This window comes from Mesorhizobium sp. USDA 4132, from assembly GCF_056279545.1.
This window is the reverse complement of sequence record NZ_JBWCCP010000001.1, coordinates 705,208-724,169: the sequence shown is the minus strand read 5'-3', so window position 1 is coordinate 724,169 and position 18,962 is coordinate 705,208. Positions and strand designations below refer to the sequence as shown.

The 18,962-nt window shown below is 59.0% G+C and carries 14 protein-coding genes; 1 reads left to right on the top strand and 13 read right to left on the bottom strand.

What is annotated here, in order from left to right; all coding sequences use genetic code 11:
• Positions 1-5: 5 nt before the first annotated feature.
• The 13 genes from flgK to ACZ9IU_RS03660 form a co-directional block, all read right to left on the bottom strand.
• Complete coding sequence (flgK, locus tag ACZ9IU_RS03720; protein ID WP_498956724.1) at positions 6-1,181, bottom strand: flagellar hook-associated protein FlgK; 1,176 nt, start codon at positions 1,179-1,181, stop codon at positions 6-8.
• A gap of 45 nt (positions 1,182-1,226) precedes the next feature.
• A complete protein-coding gene (locus ACZ9IU_RS03715; RefSeq protein ID WP_038539787.1) occupies positions 1,227-2,549 on the bottom strand; it encodes a flagellar hook protein FlgE in 1,323 nt (440 codons plus the stop codon).
• Positions 2,550-2,655: 106 nt separating this feature from the next.
• Positions 2,656-3,327 carry a transcriptional activator Rem gene (rem, locus tag ACZ9IU_RS03710; RefSeq protein WP_038539784.1) on the bottom strand — a complete coding sequence of 224 codons (672 nt, stop codon included), beginning with the start codon at positions 3,325-3,327 and terminating at the stop codon, positions 2,656-2,658.
• 280 nt (positions 3,328-3,607) lie between these two features.
• Complete coding sequence (locus tag ACZ9IU_RS03705) at positions 3,608-4,165, bottom strand: transglycosylase SLT domain-containing protein (protein ID WP_038548716.1); 558 nt, start codon at positions 4,163-4,165, stop codon at positions 3,608-3,610.
• A gap of 85 nt (positions 4,166-4,250) precedes the next feature.
• Complete coding sequence (fliK, locus tag ACZ9IU_RS03700) at positions 4,251-5,717, bottom strand: flagellar hook-length control protein FliK (RefSeq protein WP_051899644.1); 1,467 nt, start codon at positions 5,715-5,717, stop codon at positions 4,251-4,253.
• A complete protein-coding gene (motC, locus tag ACZ9IU_RS03695) occupies positions 5,714-6,985 on the bottom strand; it encodes a chemotaxis protein MotC (RefSeq protein ID WP_051899643.1) in 1,272 nt (423 codons plus the stop codon). Before motC ends, fliK begins: the two co-directional genes overlap by 4 nt.
• Positions 6,986-6,987: 2 nt before the next feature.
• Positions 6,988-8,310, bottom strand: coding sequence for a MotB family protein (locus ACZ9IU_RS03690; protein WP_038539781.1), 1,323 nt, complete (start codon positions 8,308-8,310; stop codon positions 6,988-6,990).
• On the bottom strand, positions 8,307-8,948 hold the full coding sequence (locus tag ACZ9IU_RS03685) for a hypothetical protein (RefSeq protein WP_038539777.1): 642 nt from the start codon (positions 8,946-8,948) through the stop codon (positions 8,307-8,309). The genes ACZ9IU_RS03690 and ACZ9IU_RS03685 overlap by 4 nt, the downstream gene beginning before the upstream one ends.
• 268 nt (positions 8,949-9,216) lie before the next feature.
• Complete coding sequence (locus ACZ9IU_RS03680; protein WP_038539774.1) at positions 9,217-10,506, bottom strand: flagellin N-terminal helical domain-containing protein; 1,290 nt, start codon at positions 10,504-10,506, stop codon at positions 9,217-9,219.
• Positions 10,507-10,836: 330 nt separating this feature from the next.
• Complete coding sequence (locus ACZ9IU_RS03675; protein WP_038539771.1) at positions 10,837-12,105, bottom strand: flagellin N-terminal helical domain-containing protein; 1,269 nt, start codon at positions 12,103-12,105, stop codon at positions 10,837-10,839.
• 247 nt (positions 12,106-12,352) lie between these two features.
• Complete coding sequence (locus ACZ9IU_RS03670) at positions 12,353-13,621, bottom strand: flagellin N-terminal helical domain-containing protein (protein WP_038539769.1); 1,269 nt, start codon at positions 13,619-13,621, stop codon at positions 12,353-12,355.
• 254 nt (positions 13,622-13,875) lie between these two features.
• On the bottom strand, positions 13,876-15,141 hold the full coding sequence (locus ACZ9IU_RS03665; protein WP_038539765.1) for a flagellin N-terminal helical domain-containing protein: 1,266 nt from the start codon (positions 15,139-15,141) through the stop codon (positions 13,876-13,878).
• A 256-nt stretch (positions 15,142-15,397) separates the two neighbouring features.
• A complete protein-coding gene (locus ACZ9IU_RS03660; protein ID WP_038539762.1) occupies positions 15,398-16,663 on the bottom strand; it encodes a flagellin N-terminal helical domain-containing protein in 1,266 nt (421 codons plus the stop codon).
• A gap of 403 nt (positions 16,664-17,066) precedes the next feature.
• On the opposite strand from ACZ9IU_RS03660, the gene ACZ9IU_RS03655 reads away from it, so the two are divergent.
• The gene (locus ACZ9IU_RS03655; protein ID WP_051899642.1) at positions 17,067-18,932 is read left to right on the top strand and encodes an O-linked N-acetylglucosamine transferase, SPINDLY family protein; all 1,866 of its coding nucleotides are present in this window, start codon (positions 17,067-17,069) and stop codon (positions 18,930-18,932) included.
• The last annotated feature ends 30 nt before the right edge of the window (positions 18,933-18,962 follow it).

The following is an 18,962-nucleotide window of genomic DNA, read 5'->3' as shown; positions in this document are numbered from 1 at the left end:
GCTGGTCAGGTTTTGGTTGTACTTGTCGAGGAGGTCCCCGTAGCTGCTGCCGCCCGTGTTGACGACGTAGGTTGCGCCGTTGATGCCGCCGTCGCGCACCTTGTCCGGGGTGCCGGCCGGGGGGACGACCACCGGATTGACGAAGATCTTGGAGGCGAGGCCCGGAACGATCGTGCCGGCAGCGGGAATGGCCGTCTGTGCTGGACGCCGGCGCCATCCTTGTATGTGAAGAGACCCGTCATCGGCGTCAAAGCGCCGGTCGGCCCGGTTTCCGCAAACGAGGTGATCAGACCGCGGGCGATTTCGTCGAGCTGGCTCTGGAAGGTCGGTGCGATCTTGTCGCGGATCTGCATATGGGCCTGAATGGAGCCCTTGGCGGTGGTGTTGCCCGAATCTCCGGGCTTGAGCGCCACGCCGTCGATATAAACACCGTTGCCGGAGGTCGATGCGTCGAAAGCGGCTGTCTGCTGGAATGTCACCTTGCGCGGTACCGCCTCGAACAGCGTCGTGCCGTCCGTGGTGTAGAGCACCATGTCGTTGCCGCCGCGCGTATAAGACGTGACGCCGACGATTTCCGAGATCTTCTTGACGAGGCCATCGCGCTCGTCGAGAGAGTCGTTCGGGTCGGCGCCGCTGGAGACCGCGTTCTTGACCTGGTTGTTGACGGTCTCGAATTTCGCAAGCAGCGCGTTCAGATCGATGACGTTCTGCTTGATCTGATCGTCCGCGTCCTTGCGGATCTGCTGAAGCTTGTCGGAAGCGATATTGAGGCCGGCCGCCACGTCCCGCGCGCTCGAAATGAAGGAGATGCCGATGCCGGTATCGTTCGCCTTTCCGGCGAAGGCATCGAGGTTGTTGCGGAATGCCGCGATCAGCTTGGCGGGGGAGAGCTCGTTGTCGTTCCCCCCCATCAGGTTCTTGATCTCCTGGAGGCCGTCCAGCACCGTCCGCTGGCCGCTTGCGATCGACGAGCTTGCGATCGTCTGGCGCAGGAGCGGCTCGTTCTGGGACCGTGTAATGTCGCCGATCATGGCCCCGTTGCCGCCGGTCACGACCATCGCGGATCGGCGGCTGTAATCGGGGTTTTGTGCATTAGCGATGTTCTTCGCCGATACCGCCGACTGAGTGCCGGAGTTGGTGAAGATCGATTGTGCCGTAGACAATGCTGATGCGAGCGACATTTTTTACTAACCTCTTGAGACTTATTCTCTCGATCGTCGGTCCGATTATCTCTTCAGATTGATCAGGACGTCCATCAGGTCCGAACCGGTCTGGAAGACCTTTGAATTCGCGGTGTAGACACGCTGCGATTCGATCATTTCAGTGAGCTCGCTGGCGATATCGACGTTGGAGCTTTCAAGCGCGCCGGAATAGACCTGGCCGAAGGCGCCGGATTGCGGGAAGCCGATGGTGACGACGCCCGAGTCATTGGTCGGCAGGAAGACGTTGCCGTTCTGCGGAAGTAGCTTGTCGATGCTCGGAACTGTTGCGAGCGCGACCTGGTAGATAGGGCGACGGCCACCATCCTGGTAGACCGCCGTGACCAGACCGTCGCCGCCGATTTCGACATCGGTGATCGGGCTCGGCGCATTGCCGTCAATGATACCCTTGCCCGGCGTGAAGGCGGCTGCGAACTGCGTCATTTCCGAAAGGTCGATCTTGATCGCCTGCGAGGGAGTTGCGCCGTCGGTCGGGTCGACGAAGGTGATGGACTTGTCGGAACCTGTCGGCGGAGGACCAGCGGAATAAGCGGCCGTCTGCAGCTTGTTCGTGTTCGGGTCGAACACGAGATTTGCCGTCTGCTTGACGAGGTTTGCAGCCGGAACCGCCACGTAGGGGAAACCGCCGTTGGTCGACTGATCCTGGCGATAGACCGACACTTCCCATGTATCGGGACCGGTACCGGTCTTGGTGTAGTAGAAGTCGTAGAGCACTTTGCTACCGGCATGGTCGTAGGCCGTCAGCGAGCTCTTGTTGGTGATGACACTGCCTGCGACGTTGTCGCTCGGACGAGTGCCGGCAGGCACAACGGCCGCTCCCTTGTCCAGGTTGGCAGGGAAGCTGCCCGTGCTGGACGGCGAAGAGACCATCCCGAAGTCGTTGATGTTGATTTCTTCGAGACCGTTGAAGCCGTTGACGACGGCTGCCGGCGGGTTCGAGCCGTAGGGATAACCCATCAGGTTGAAGCCGGCAGTGTTCTTGAGGAAGCCCGTCGCATCCTTCACGAAGGCACCGGCGCGGGTCAGGTAAGGAGTACCGTTCGGATCGCTGACGATGAAGAAGCCTTCGCCCTGGATGGCAAGATCGGTCGAGGAGGTGGTGTACTGGATGCCACCCTGGTCTGCGATGCTGTAGCGAACGTTGGTTTCGACACCGCCGGAAGAATACGAACCCTGAGTCGAGGGCAGGACCAGCGTTGAGAACGCCGTGGAAGAACGCTTGTAACCGACGGTGCTCGAATTCGCGATGTTATCGCCAACAGTACCGAGACGGTTTGCCTGAGCGTTCATGCCCGAGACGGCCGTTTTCATCGTGCCGAAAATACTCATAGGAAATCTCCTTTTTGTCTGATGGAGAGAGTAAGTGGCGGGCCTTGCGTGAAGCTGTCTGCTTACGGTTCCCGCCGAAAATATGCGGCAAGGCCCTTTTGGAAAATCAGCTCCAGTCGATGCAATAACCAAGGAAACGCTTGGAATCGACCGGATCGAAGCCGAGCTTCTTGCGCAGCTTCTTGCGCAGCTTGCTGATGTGGCTTTCGACGACGTTCTCTTCGACTTCTTCGTCGAAGATGCCGTAGATGGCATTGAAGATCTGGGTCTTGGAAACGCGACGACCGCGGTTGGAGACCAGGTATTCGAGGATGCGGCGCTCGCGGCGCGGCAGGGCGAAGACATCGCCGTCGATTTCCGGATCACGACCGTCGGAGAACACCCGGATCGAACCGATATCGGTGAAATTCGAGATTGCCTTCAGCCGACGACGGATCGCCGCGGCACGCGCCAGGATCTCGCGGGGATGGATGGGCTTGCGCACCACGTCGTCCACGCCGCTGTCGAAGAAGGCAAGGGTCGCCTCCAGAGAGGGCTGATCGCTGACTGCGATCACCGGTGCCATGGACCGGTCCCGGATGGCCCGCGGCAGTTCGAGCGTACGCTCGCCCTGACCGATCAGGAACGCCTCGACCGCGGCGATGTCCGAATCAGCCGCCGTGCTCACCCATTCGCCGAATTCTTTTGGATCGAACCCCTGGGACGGAATTCCTTCGCGTCCAAAAAGAGATGTGTATCCGTCTTTCACGAGCTCACGCTCATCAACCACTACGATCATTCGTCCGCCTCCGAATCACTTGTGGTGCTTCAATATGTCTATGGGTACGAATCGGCGGAATCCGAGACAAGCTGTGTGAAGTTAACCAAACAAATTAATAGTTGATTAATAACTGCACCGCGATTTGCACTAGATGTAGTGGGTGTATCGATTTTGAACACAAGTTTCCGGTGGAAAAATTAACGCATCGTAAAAGAAGGCTTGCATGGCCATTTTTGCCATAAATGCAAACCGCTGCAATTTTGCGATTCTTTATTTTAACGATTCAACTACAGATTGCTTAGCTGGCGCAGAACCGGGAAGCGTTGGAGGTCCACTCTCCGTAGCCTGTGGCGACGAGATTGCTGATCACCCGGCAGACATATTGCTTCTGAGCGGGATTGTTATTCGGTCCGGCGTGGTATCGCGCCACCGCCATCGTCCAAGTTTCGTGTTTGTCGTGCAGGTTCCGGAGGAACTTTGCCGCGTATTCAACATTGCGTTTCGGGTCGAACATCTCTTCCGGGGACGAAAAATTTTCGCCGTGGAAGTAGTGGTTGATCTGCATGCAGCCGATGTCGATGAGCTTCATGCCCTGCCGCTTGGCGTCGTAAAAGGTCGTCATCGCCGCCTGCTGCGAGGGTGGAAAAAAGGCCTTTCCCTCGACATTCATGGCATAGGCGCTGAGGCTGCCCTTGCGGCCGGTCTCGGTCAGACCGACCGAATAGAGAATACCTTCCGGTACGCCGTATTTTGCCGCGGCTGCCTGTATTTCCCGTTCGCAGACGCCGGAATTGACCGATGAACCTGTGGCCGGCGCGCTGCTGGCCGGCGTTCTGACGGGCGCGCGGCGCGTGATGGCAGCTCGGCTCGGAGGTGCGGCGGGCGCAGCGCCTTGCTGCGTTCCCCAACCTCCAGAACTGAAGAGCGACCCGGCGTCGACGTCAAAGGTAGAGCTGACCAGGACGAGCGCCGCCAGGAGCGGTCCCCGCCACATTGTCCGATGCCGCGTCATTTGCATTCCTCGTCCCCTGATCGGCGGCCTGGCGCTCCCCATTCTGCTGCTGGCCACGACCGGCAGCCTGGCCTTGGCGCCCACCTTCGGCCATGGCCTGCTGGCCCGTCTGGCCGGGCTGCCCCTGCTGGCTGCTGGCACCGTCGGAATCTGCCGTCGGCGCGATGCTGATGGTCACCTGATCGACGGCAAAGCCCTGCGCACGCAGCGCATCGAGAATACCGCCGCTGTCCTCGCTGAGCTGCCTGTAGGCCGCCCGCGTCTCGACGGTGAGATGAACATTCAGCTCCTCGCCGTGAAGCCGCAGCATGGCCGTCACCGCGCCGAGATCGTGCGGGTTCATCTGCAGCTTCAGAGTATTCACGACAGTGCCGGTGCTGCTTTGCGCAGCGGCATTCGAAAGAGCCGAACTGGGGCTCATGGCGCCGGCCCATTCCGGGTCACCCGACAACATCGCCGCGAGATTGGCGCCGTTCGAATTCGCTGCGAGCCCGAGGAACCGGCGCGCGTCGAGCACGGTAACGTTTTCCGCGACCCCGTTCGACGGCACTCTGGGCTCCATGGCGCCGCGTTCGCCTCGACCACCGACAGTCATATCGACATGCTGGTCGCCACGTGCATTGCTGAAACGGAAGACACGGGTGCCGGGAGCGCTCGTGTCGGTATCCACCGGCGTCGAAAGCGGATCACCGTCCGCCTCACTCCGCACGCCGGCGTGCTTGGCATCCTTGACGGCAAGAGCATCGCCTTCGTGCCCGCTACCGTCCTGACCTTTTGCCCGCTTGTTCGGCTGCTGCCCGGGCGCATTCTTCGATATCATCGCGCTGATCTCGCCGACGCTCGTTTCGCCGCTCGTCAAAAGCGAGAGCATGTCGGTGATCTTGGCATCGTCTGCGACCAGCATGGAGAGGTCGAGATCTTCGCTGCCGTCCGTCTCCGTCGCCGCAGCCTTTTCGGATCTGGCGGCGCGCTTGCCCTGAACCTCGTCCGACTTCCGCGCGACGGCTTTCGCGGCCTCCAGGGCCTCGCGAAGCTTTTTCTCGGCAGGGGTCACCTGCTTTTCCTTGGGCCCGTTCGCAGCGGCCTGCTTCAGAGCGCCTGCGGTTTCTTCCGTCTCCTCGATCGGGCGGCGGAGTGATTCCGGTTTGATGTCGATGATCGGCTTTGGCTTGCCGTGCTTCACGTCGCCGGCCATGCGCTCTTCCGCAGAAGACGCGCGAGCGCCCTCCTCCGGTACGTCCTTATTGTTCGGAGATGCATCGCGGTCAAAACCGGAAAGAGCGTCGGAGAACCCAGAGGAACCATCGGCGCCTTTGCGACCGGCAACACCCTGCTTCGTGGACGAAGCCGCATCGGCCGCGCCAGTCTTACCACCACCAAGAATGTCTGTAATCATTTGGAAGCGTTCTCCTCCTTCAGCATTGCGTCGATAGCACTCAATTTCGAACGACCGCTATCGACGAATGTCTGGAAGGCCGGATCGAATTTGGCAGCGGTGCCGGCCATCGGACGTTCCGTGGCGGAGGCAGGCCCAGCGATCTCATTCCTGGGCAACGCGACTGGAGATTTCGCGTCTTCTGTATTAGTCAGTTTGATAGCTTTATCTTGTGCGAGGCTGTCGGCGACGGGCCGGCTAACGACCTGCTCTGCCACTGTTTTTGCCGCCTGCCTCAATGCGCGGTCACGCGGCGAAAGAGTTTCCTCGGGAACGTCGGCTATCGCCTGGATGGCCTGCCCGATGTCCTTGGTAGGGATATTGGCAAATCCGCCGTAAAGCTTCGCGAGCGCCTCGGGCGTCGGACTTTTGGCGAGTGTTTCGGCCTTTGCGGAGGCGAGGCGCGCAAGATCGTTCTTGCCGGCGATTGCCGCCGAGCGAGCGATGCGCAGGAAAATCTCACGACGCCGGTCGGCGTCCATGAATTCCACCGCTCCGTCGATATCGTCCTGCGTGATCTCACCGAAGTGGCCGACGACCAGCTGCACGAAGAAATCGGCGAATTGGCTGGCGTAGGGCGAATGGATGAAACGCCGCGCGTATTTGCGTGAATAGGAGAGCGCCTGGGCCACCATGTTGGCATCGACGGTGATCGCGACCGATCGGCGCAAAGCGGCTTCCTCGATGATTGTGCCCGGCGCGGTCAAGCGCGCCCAGTCATAAAAGACCAAAGCGCCCTTCGGATCCTTGGCGACCATCACGTTTCCGCTGACGAGCGAAAGGTAGGGGCCGATCTTCTCGTCGCGATATTCCTTGGCCATTTCGCTCAGACTTTTTTCGATCAGCGTCCCGCGGCCGCCGAGATACTTTCTCAGCCCATCGGCAACGCGATTGTCGAAATTGCCTGCAACGTCGCGCGAGGCGAGATATTCGAGCGTCGCGGGATTGCCGCCGCTCATGGCATAGACCAATGCAGCGTCGACATTGCGCGGATCCTCGAAGACCGACGGTTCGGCAGTCCGCAGGCGCTGATCGATCGTTTCCAGCATGAAACGTTGCATTTCGGCGGCCGAATGGTCGCCGAGCACGACGGAATCCTGCACGAACTGCAGGGACCTGAGCATCGCATAGGGCGCAAGGTCCGCACGATCCTGAGCCGATGCCGCAGGCGCGAGTGCAACCCCGAGCACGAGGCCAGCTGCAACTAAGGACTTTATGCCCACAGCCATCACTATCCCTCGTCCGACCCGATCAGGATTTCGATACGTCGATTGCCAGCGGCGAGCGGATCCGCCGGGACCTGCAGGCGCCTGTCGGCGAAGCCGGAAACCTGCTTGATACGATCCTCCGCCAGGCCGCCATGCACCAGCATGTAGTAGGCGCTGTGAGCGCGGGACATGGAAAGACGCCAGTTGTCGTTCTCGGTGCCCTTGAACTGACGGCCGTCGGTGTGTCCGCGCAGGACGATACTGCCCTTGCGGTCCTTGAGGATTTGGCCGATCTTCTCCATTGCCAGCACCATTTCGCGACGCGGTACGGCCGAACCGATATTAAACATCGGGTCGTCGGTCTGGTCCGAAATCGAGACGAGCAGACCGCCTTCTGCAGGCGTTACGACGAGACCTTCCGCCAGCTTGCCGGCAATGCCGGAAATCTGCTGCTGGATTTCCTTCTTCAGCTCGTCGGCAGCCTTCAGCTCGGCCACTTGTTCCGCCTTCGCGCCATCCTCCGGCTTCTGGCCCTTGAGATTGGCCGGTTTCACGGCCTCGGCGCCCGACGGCGTCTGAGGCTTGTCCAGCTGGGTCGGATCCGGGCGCGGAGTCGGGATGGCGACAGCCATCTGGGTCTGTTGCAGCTGTGTCTTGGCTTCCGTGGACTGCGGGGCCTGCTGATATTGCGGCGCCTGCCCCATCTGGGCCAATGGATCGTCGCTCGCCGTGGTCTTGACGGCTTTTTCAGGTCCGTCGGCGCGGGTCACCTGCATCTGTTTGGTCCAAAAGTCCGGATCGAACGGATCGCGATAGGCCTGACCGCCGTCGGCACCGGTCGCGGGGCCCGAGTCACTGGCGCCGCCCTCGCCCTTGGCGCTGACATTGGCCTGCTGGCCAACCTGCTGGGCAATTTCGGCAAGAACGGAATAGGGATTTTCGAAGAAATCCGCTTCGGAATAATTGGGTTCGTCGCCGGACGTCGAGGTCATGTCCTCGCCGGTCGCTGCCGCGGAGCCCTGAACGTCACCCTCCGCCTTGACCTTCGACTTCTCGCCCTTCTCCTGACCCTCGGCCGCATCGACCGGCTTTTCCAATCCCTTCGAGGCCGGGGTCTCGTCGGAAAGCTTGATCGGGTTGAAATAGCTCGCCATCGAGGCCTTCGTCTCCTCGTTGGCGGCGTTGACCAGCCACATGACGAGGAAAAACGCCATCATCGCAGTCATGAAGTCGGCATAGGCGATCTTCCAGGCGCCACCATGGACGCCTTCGTCGTGTGCGCCGCCATGTCGCTTGACGATGACGACCTCGTTCTTGCCGTGGTGATGGTTTTCGCCTTCGCTCATCCCAATACCTTCTTCAGACCCGCCAACCACGCAGACATGCGGGTCACAAGGGCGGTTTCGCCGATGTCGACCGCAATATCGAGGTCAGGCGCTTCGATATGGCGCAGGAGTTGGGTGGGCGCTCCAAGCGCAGTTTTCAGTTTTTCGAACAGATGCACCGGACCGCGAACCGTCAATGTGCCGACGTCGCCCTCGAGCATGGCGCTGCGGATGATGTCGGCCATGTCGGAGATCGCCTTGGCGACCAGCGCTTCGTCGAGGAGGGGCGACAGGATCCGTGCCGTCTGGTCGCTGACGGCCTGCGCCGTCAGCCCGGCAATGTCCTGAAGGCCCATCGAGATCGTCGTAGCCACTTCGGTCTCATATTTTTCGTGCAGCGCTGCGATTTCCTGCGCATGTGCGGCCAAAAGCGCTTGCCGCTCCTCGTCAAAACGCTGCTGAAGTTCCTCCGACGCTGCCTCGTGACCCTTCGCATAAGCCTCGGTGCGCTCGGCTTCGATATCGATTGGTTCTTCGACCATGGCGGGAAATGCCAGATCGTCTTCGAGACCATCGCCGAAACCATCGGCCGACAGGGATAAAGGCAGGGTCTGCGGCTCGCTGAAATCCTTCAGATAGCGGGCGATCGAAGCACTCATCGTGAGCCCCCCCGCCCTGCCGTCGCCTTTCGTGCGGGGCTCGTCATGAGCCTCCCGAAAGCGCAAATCGTCACCGCTGCAATCATCGTATCATCCCGACAAGGTTGCCATTCATCTGTCCTCGGCGACACAAGACACTTCGCCGGACTTTAACGGAACGGTAGGAAGTTAAACTTGCGCGAGGATGAAGATGCCGTATCGCCTCGAACCTCGCGGACAGGTCCGGCCGAGTATTATCGGGCGACGGAGTGACCGGCGCCGCTCAATCTTACCCCTGCCGGAACAACTGCAGGATGTTTTCGGCGTTGCTGTTGGCGATCTGAAGCGACTGAATGCCGAGTTGCTGCTGGGTCTGGAGCGCCTTCAGACGGGTCGACTCTTCGTTCATGTCCGCATCGACCAACCGGCCGACACCCTTGTCGATCACGTCCGTCAGCGAGGCCACAAAGCTCTCCTGCAGATCGATGCGCTTCTGGATCGAACCAAGGCTCGAAGCAGCACTGGTCATGGCCAAAAGCTGTTTGTCGAGGAACCGCTCCATCATATCGAGCACGGCATCCGTGTTCGGCGCCGAGCCAGGGACCATCGTGTTCATCTTCACCACGAGATCATTCAGCTTGTTGATGTCGAGATTGGTCACGGACATCCCAAGTTTTCGATTGTTGAGATTGTTCGCGGCAGTGACGACGAAGTAATATTTTGTGGTGCCGTCATCATGCGCCGGCGTCGTTACCGCGGGCGCCGTCGCCGGATCGGTCGTCGTGACTTGTGCCCATTTGCCTTCGGCGACCTTCAGATAGAAATTACCGCCGACGGCATAGATGCTCGTATCGATTGTATTCGTGTCGGCACCGAGTGCCGTCAGCTGGCTTTCGGTCAGGAACGAGACGGCGTAGGATGCGTTGGTCGCGCCCATCGTGCCGTTGCTCGTGGCAATATCGACGGGCGTCTCGCTCTCGGCAACGAACTTGACGGACGAATCGAGAATCCCGAGATTGCCGCCATTGAGGTCGAAAAGGACGGTTTTGGAATCGAGCGTATAATCGACGGTCTTGACCGCGACATCGCCGGAAGCGGTGCGGGTGAACGACGCGACGACCTGTTTGATGACCGGCCGTTCCTGGGCGTTGGTACCGCCGTCGCTGATATAATCCTGAAGCCAGTTCTCGCCGGAGAAGGTCGCTGAGTCCGAGATGCTCTTCAGCTGTTCCTGGAGCTGGGCGATTTCTTCCTGGATCTTGCCGCGATTGGCGCCGACGCCATAGGCAGCAACGATCTTGGACTTGATTTCGACGACGGTGTCGATCGCACTTTCCATCGCCGTGTAGGCCGTATCGACCTTGGCGGCCCCGAGACCAAGCGCGTCCTGGATCGTCGAAAGCGCGTGATTGTCCGACCGCATCGTCGTTGCGATCGACCAATAGGCGGCATTGTCGGCTGCCGTCTGGACACGCATGCCCGAGGAAACCCGCGCCTGGGTCACTTCCATACTGCGGTCGATCGAGCGCAGCGTCTGCAGGGCAGCCATAGCGGCGGGATTGGTCAGGATACTGGTCATAGGCCGTGCCTCGGTCAAATATTCTGGAAATCCGGGGTATTTTCACCGGAAACGACGAGAGGCATCATGCGTACCGCCACTCAGCATCACAGAATGCGGGCGGTCTGTCGTTCTTAACAAATCGTTAAGTCGACAGTTAGCAAAGGCAATTGTGGATTGGCAAGATGTTAATGAAGTCTTAACGGCGGTATCCGACAACCGTGCAGGTTTCGCGCAAGCCACGCGCCAAAATGCGGAAAAACCGCGTCCCTTTCGAGACGCGGTCTTCTTTTCCGGAATATTTGCTGCCACGTCAGAGCGGGACGAACCGCTCCTAGCCTAGAGCGCCGCTTACTGACGAAACAGCGACAGAATATTCTCGGAACTGGAGTTGGCGATCGAAAGCGACTGGATCGCCAGCTGCTGCTGGGTCTGCAGTGCCTTGAGCTTGGTCGACTCTTCGCTCATGTCCGCATCCACCAATCGGCCGATACCCTTGTCGATGGAGTCGGTCAGCTTGGAGACGAAGTCGGACTGCATATCAATACGCTTGGAGATCGACCCGAGTTTTGCGGTAGCGCTGATAAGCGCTTCGAGCTGGCCGTCGACGAAGGAGTTGAGGGCCCCCATGAGGTCCGCGTCGGTGGCCTTGGTCCCCATGCCGAGGTAACTGACACCGTTGGAATTGCGGTAATCGTCCAGCTTGGTGATATTCAGTTCGGAGATCGAAACGTTGGCGGCGTATTTGATACCGCCCGTTGCGGTCGCACCGGCCGAGTAGTCGTAGCCCTTGGTGGTGTAGATGGCATCGATATAGGCGCCACCGATCTTGATGAGGTAGGTGCCGCTGGAACCCGAGGTATAGACGCCGTTGGTATCGCCCTTCATGTAGACGCCGCCGCCAACATCCTTCCAGATCGCGTCCGTTGCGTATATCGCGGCTGTATTGATCTTGCCGAAGTATTCCTTGTGATTGGTCGTGCCGTCGTCGTAGTTGATCGAGCGGAAGCCGCTGTAGGAATTGCCGTCGAGCAGACCGGCATGGCCGCCGCTCAAGTCGAACAGAACATTCGTTTCGTTCAGGACGACATCCACCGATTTGACCGCAACATTGCCGTCCGGATCACGGATGAACGAGCTGACAACCTGCTTGACGACCGGGTTGGCCGCATAAATGAGGCCTGTAGTGGCGTTCGTGGCGCCACCGACTTCTGCCTGCAGCCAGTTTTCACCGGAGAACGAGGCGGAGGATGTGATGCTTTTCAGCTGATCCTGGAGCTGCGAGATTTCTGCCTGGATCTTCGACTTGTCGACGCCTGCTTCAGAGGCGGTAACGAGCTTGTTCTTGATTTCCTTGACGACGTCGACAACGCTTTCCATTGCGGAATAGGCCGTATCGACCTTGGCAGCGCCGAGACCGAGTGCGTCCTGCACAGCGGAAAGCGCACCGTTGTCGGAACGCATGGTGGTCGCGATCGACCAGTAGGCAGCGTTGTCGGACGCGGTACCGACGCGCAGGCCGGAGGAAACCCGGCTCTGGGTGGTCTGCATCTGACCATCGAGATTGCGCAGAGTCTGGAGTGCAGCCATGGCTGCTACATTGGTAAGAATGCTGGTCATTTGATTGCCCCTTGATTGGCTAGATGGAAGGGACATTTCCGGGATCACACCGGTGAACGTTGGCTTGGCCTGATGCCTGTTAACCTCTTCTTCGTCTTGGTTAACCCATCGTTTCGATGAGCTCAGTTAAGGTGGAAATGGTTAACAAAGGTTAAACGGTATTTACGAAAGTTAACAAAAACTACCGGGGCATAAAAAAAGCCGCGCCTGGGAAGGGCGCGGCTCCTTGATGCGATATCTGCGCGTCTTACTGACGGAAGAGCGACAGGATGTTCTGCGAGTCGGAGTTGGCGATCGAAAGCGACTGGATCGCCAGCTGCTGCTGGGTCTGCAGTGCCTTGAGCCTGGTCGACTCTTCGTTCATGTCGGCATCCACCAGTCGGCCGACACCCTTGTCGATCGAGTCCGTCAGCTTCGAGACGAAGTCCGTCTGCATCTCGAGGCGCTTCGAAACAGCCCCGAGCTTGGCAGCCGCACTCGCCATCGATTCCAGCTGACCGTCGACGAACGAGGTCAGTGCAGCCATGAGGTCTTCGTCAGTCGCCTTCGTACCGAGACCAAGGTAGCTGACGCCGCTGGAGTCGCGATAATCCTTGAGCTTGGTGATGTCGAGGTCGGAAACCGAGACGTCAGTTCCGTACTTGATGCCGCCGGTAGCAGTCGCACCAGCCGAGAAGTCGTAACCCTTGGTGGTGTAGACGGCATCGATGTAAGCACCGCCGACCTTGATCAGGTAGGTGCCGTTGGAACCCGACGAATAGACGCCGTTGGTATCGCCCTTCATGAAGACGCCGCCGCCGATGTCCTTCCAGACAGCGTTGGTCGCGTAGTAGGAAGACGTGTTGATCTTGCCGAAGTATTCCTTGTGGTTTGTCGTGCCGTCGTCGAAGTTGATGGCGCGGAAACCGTTGAGGGCGTTGGCGTCGAGAAGACCGCCGCGACCGCCGCTCAGGTCGAACAGAACGTTCTGCTCGTCGAGAACAACGTTGACGGTCTTGACCGAGACGTTGCCGTCGCCGTCACGAACGAACGAACCGACCAGCTGCTTGGTGATTTCGCTCGAGGCGTAGATGACGCCCGTGGTGGCGCTCTGCGAACCGCCGATTTCGGCCTGCAGCCAGTTTTCGCCGGAGAACGACGCGGAGGAAGCGATGCTCTTCAGCTGGCTCTGCAGCTGGGTGATTTCTTCCTGGACCTTCGACTTGTCGACGCCCGGTTCGGAAGCTGCAACCAGCTTGTTCTTGATTTCCTTGACGACGTCGATTGCCGATTCCATGGCGGAATAGGCAGTGTCGACCTTGGCAGCGCCGAGGCCGAGGGCGTCTTGAACTGCCGAGAGCGCACCATTGTCGGAACGCATGGTGGTCGCGATCGACCAGTAGGCGGCGTTGTCGGAGGCGGTTCCGACGCGCAGGCCCGAGGAAACCCGGCTCTGCGTGGATTCCATGTCGGACGCGATGCCGCGCAAAGTTTGGAGAGCAGACATAGCTGCGATGTTGGTAAGAATACTAGTCATTTTAGGTGCCCCTTGAGTGGCTGATTACGAAAAGGGACATCCCGGATTTCACCGGGAACAGCGCACAGCGTCATGCTTGTTAACCATTTAATTTTCTTGGTTAACTCACTGTTTCGATGATCCTAGGTAAACCCAATATGGTTAATGAAGATTGAAGCGAATTAAGAAAATGAAAAAGCCGCGTCCGAATTCGGACGCGGCTTCTTTTTGGATCCATGGCGCGGTCAGCCTCCGCGCCATATTTCCAGTTCGGATTAACGGAAGAGCGACAGGATGTTCTGCGAGTCGGAGTTGGCGATCGAAAGCGACTGGATCGCCAGCTGCTGCTGGGTCTGCAGTGCCTTGAGCTTGGTCGACTCTTCGTTCATGTCGGCATCCACCAGTCGGCCGACGCCCTTGTCGATGGAGTCCGTCAGCTTCGAGACGAAGTCCGTCTGCAGATCAAGACGCTTCGAAACAGCACCGAGCTTGGCAGTCGCGCTGTTCATTGCTTCCAGCTGACCGTCGACGAACGAGGTCAGTGCAGCCATGAGGTCTTCATCACTGGCTCTGGTACCGAGGCCAAGGTAGCTGACGCCGCTGGAGTCGCGATAGTCCTTGAGCTTGGTGATGTCGAGGTCGGAAACCGAGATGTCAGTTCCGTACTTGATGCCGGCCGTTGCAGTCGCACCAGCCGAGAAGTCGTAGCCCTTGGTGGTGTAGACGGCATCGATGTAAGCACCGCCGACCTTCATCAGGTAGGTGCCGTTGGAACCCGACGAATAGACGCCGTTGGTATCGCCCTTCATGAAGACGCCGCCGCCGATGTCCTTCCAGACAGCGTTGGTTGCGTAGTAGGAAGACGTGTTGATCTTGCCGAAGTATTCCTTGTGGTTGGTCGTGCCGTCGTCGAAGTTGATGGCGCGGAAACCGTTGAGGGCGTTGGCGTCGAGAAGACCGCCGTGGCCGCCGCTCAGGTCGAACAGGACGTTCTGCTCGTCGAGAACAACGTTGATGGTCTTGACCGAGACGTTGCCGTCGCCGTCACGAACGAACGAACCGACCAGCTGCTTGGTGATTTCGCTCGAGGCGTAGATGACGCCCGTGGTGGCGCTCTGCGAACCGCCGATTTCGGCCTGCAGCCAGTTTTCGCCGGAGAACGAAGCGGAGGAAGCGATGCTCTTCAGCTGGCTCTGCAGCTGGGTGATTTCTTCCTGGACCTTGGACTTGTCGACGCCCGGTTCGGAAGCTGCAACCAGCTTGTTCTTGATTTCCTTGACGACGTCGATTGCCGATTCCATGGCGGAATAGGCAGTGTCGACCTTGGCAGCGCCGAGGCCGAGGGCGTCCTGGACCGTCGAAAGGGCGCCCTTGTCGGAACGCATGGTGGTCGCGATCGACCAGTAGGCAGCGTTGTCGGAAGCAGAGCCGACGCGCAGGCCCGAGGAAACTCGGCTCTGCGTGGATTCCATGTCGGAACCGATACCACGCAGAGTCTGAAGCGCGGCCATCGCCGCAATGTTGGTAAGAATGCTAGTCATATTGATTGCCCCTTGAATGGCTACTTGCAGGAAGGGACATTCCGGAATTCACCGGGAACAGCGGACAGCGTCATGCTTGTTAACCATTTAATTTTCTTGGTTAACTCACCGTTTCGATGGCTCAAGATAACCGCAATATGATTAAGGAACATTGAAGCGAACCGGAAAAACAAAAGGGCCGCGTCCGAATTCGGACGCGGCCCTTTTTCTGAGGTCAATGGCGCGGTTAGCCTCCGCGCCATATTTCCAGTTCCGATTAACGGAAGAGCGACAGGATATTCTGCGAGTCGGAGTTGGCGATCGAAAGCGACTGGATCGCCAGCTGCTGCTGGGTCTGCAGTGCCTTGAGCTTGGTCGACTCTTCGTTCATGTCGGCATCCACCAGTCGGCCGATACCCTTGTCGATCGAGTCCGTCAGCTTCGAGACGAAGTCGGACTGCATATCGATACGCTTCGATACCGCACCGAGCTTGGCAGCCGCGCTGCTCATCGATTCCAGCTGACCGTCGACGAACGAGGTCAGTGCAGCCATGAGGTCTTCATCGCTGGCCTTTGTACCGAGACCGAGGTAGCTCGCCCCGTTGGAGTCGCGATAGTCCTTGAGCTTGGTGATGTCGAGGTCGGAAACCGAGACGTCCGCTCCATACTTGATGCCGCTCGTTGCAGTCGCACCGGCCGAGAAGTCGTAGCCCTTGGTGGTGTAGACGGCATCGATGTAAGCACCGCCGACCTTCATCAGGTAGGTACCGTTGGAACCCGACGAATAGACGCCGTTGGTATCGCCCTTCATGAAGACGCCGCCGCCGATGTCCTTCCAGACAGCGTTGGTTGCGTAGTAGGAAGACGTGTTGATCTTGCCGAAATATTCCTTGTGGTTGGTCGTGCCGTCATCGAAGTTGATGGCGCGGAAACCGTTGAGAGCGTTGGCGTCGAGAAGACCGCCGCGGCCGCCGCTCAAGTCGAACAGGACGTTCTGCTCGTCGAGAACAACGTTGACGGTCTTGACCGAGACGTTGCCGTCGCTGTCGCGAACGAACGAGCCGACCAGCTGCTTGGTGATTTCGCTCGAAGCGTAGAGGACGCCCGTGGTGGCGCTCTGCGAACCGCCGATTTCGGCCTGCAGCCAGTTTTCGCCGGAGAACGACGCGGAGGAAGCGATGCTCTTCAGCTGGCTCTGCAGCTGGGTGATTTCTTCCTGGACCTTCGACTTGTCGACGCCCGGTTCAGCGGCGGCAACCAGCTTGTTCTTGATTTCCTTGACGACGTCGATTGCCGATTCCATGGCGGAATAGGCAGTGTCGACCTTGGCAGCGCCGAGGCCGAGGGCGTCCTGGACCGTGGAGAGCGAGCCCTTGTCGGACCGCATGGTGGTCGCGATCGACCAGTAGGCAGCGTTGTCGGAAGCAGAGCCGACGCGCAGGCCCGAGGAAACTCGGCTCTGCGTGGATTCCATGTCGTTGCTGATGCCGCGCAGCGTCTGAAGCGCGGCCATCGCCGACACGTTGGTGAGAATGCTAGCCATAGTTGATTGTCCCTTTGAACGAAATACCTGGAGGGGGACATACCGGACTGTATATTTTACCGGCACTTCGGTCCGGCATCATGCCAACTCGGTCTCTTCAATCTGAAGGAACACCAAACCCGTCGTGTGAGGCAAATCTCGCAGCATTTCCTTTCTAAGTTCTTTAAACAACGAGGGGAGCTAAAAGGCGTTCGACCGATATGATTAACAAAAGATTGACAAAAATTCCGCTTCTGCGAGGTCGGCTTCATGCAAGCTTGGCTTGCCACGATGCGCGGTGAAGCCGATTTGCCGGGACGCCGGCACAACTTTACTGGAGCGGGAAGCCTTGAAACCCCTGAAGATACAACGGCAATACGTCGCAGCGCAAAATCACTTCGACAAAAAAGAATATCACGATGTATTGGGCATCCTGAACAAGCTGCTGGATGTTCACAAGGATCCGAGGCACTACGCACTTCTGGGCGCAACTCTGTTGAAGCTCAAGATGAAGACCGAGGCAGCCCAGGCGTTCCAACTTGCCGGGGGCATGGAATCCCCCCATAAGCTCAAATATCTGCGCGAAGCCATGCGGCTTCATTTTTCCAATAACGACGACATCAGCGTCCTTCGCCTCGGCGCACGCATTCTCAAAGAGGCGATCGCTGATCCCGATATGGCAGTTCTGATGTCCGGCGCTCTCATGCGCCAGGAACTGGACGGCGCCCAAGCATTTCGCAATACACTTGCAAGAAGCGACGAACCGACACACCGGCACCTTGCTGCCCGCTCGATCAAGCTTCAGGAACGCAGCGACGAAGAGAACAAGTGCATTCTCGAGATCTTTGAAAGAGATCCCGAAGACCGCATCGTGCGCAATTTCTACCTTTCGGCGATGCGGGACAGCCTCGACTACGATGTGCTGCGGAAATACGAGCCGATCCAGCTAGAGGAAATTGCCCGGGGCGAATTCGAAGCGATCGCAGACGAAGTATCTCTCTTCAATCTGCGCTGGTGCGACGATGAAAAGACGAACGCCATCGCGGGCTCCAGAATGGGCGAGAGAAAGCCCAAAAACGCCGCCTCGAAAAGGCACAACATGCCGCATCGCTGGGGCAGCAAACTGCGCATAGGCTATCTCTCGGCCGACCTTTGGACGGAACACGCCGTCATGAAGGCGCTGCGCGGCATACTGGAATCGCACGACAGAAGCCGTTTCGAAATCACCCTCTTCTGCAACGCCCCTCCCGAACGCCTGCGTAACGACAACAACGCCATCCGCGAGGAATGGGGCAGGGTCGTCAGGGTTCGCAACATGACGGACGACGAAGCCGCCGAGGCTATCAAGGCCGAAAACATCGACATCCTGGTCGACCTGCAGGGACACACTGCAGAAAACAGGGTATTCGTGATGAACCGGCCAGCTGCGCCCGTACATGCGACATGGCTCGGCTATCCGGGCACTGTCGTCAACGTCGATATCGACTATCTCATTGCAGACAGCACGGTGGTGCCGGAAAGCTCCTTCCCGCATTATTACGAGAAGATCTGCTGGATGCCCGAGACGTTCTTCCCGAACGAAGCGGTCCACCGCCCGATGCCGCAGCCGATCGATCGGGCACTCTGCGACATGCCACAGGACGCCTTCATCTTCTCGTGTTTCCACAGCCACTGGAAATTCACGCCAGCAACCATCGACCTCTGGGTCCGCGTCCTCAAGGAAACGCCGGAGAGCTATCTATTCCTGATCTGCCGCGAACGGTTCGGTGCTCGAAAGAACCTGATCAAGGCCTTTGCGGAAGCGGGAATCCCCGAGAGCCGCCTGATGTTCGGCGATCGCGTCAACAACTATGCGGCCTATATCAACCGTATCGGCCTGACGGATCTCGGTCTCGACACCTATCCGTATAACGGCCACACGACGACCTCCGAAAAGCTGTGGGCCGGACTTCCGATGCTGACCCACAAGGGCAAGAATTTTGCATCCCGGGTCAGCGAAAGCCTGCTGAATGCGCTCGGCCTGCCGGAAATGGTCGCCGAGGATCAGGATGATTTCGTTCGCCGCGCGGTCCATTACTACAACAACCGCGAGGAGCTCAAAGAGGTCCGGAAACGGCTCGAGGCAAACCGCTTCACGCACCCGCTGTTCGACGCCGAACGGTATTGCCGGCATCTTGAAACCGCCTACACGATGATGGCCGAGAAGGCGAAGGCCAAGATCAAGCCCGACCACTTCAGCGTTCCGGCCCTCCCGCCGCGGGAAGGCCCCTTCAGCTCACGCAAGAATTGATATGCGAATGGAAACGGCGGGGATCCCCCG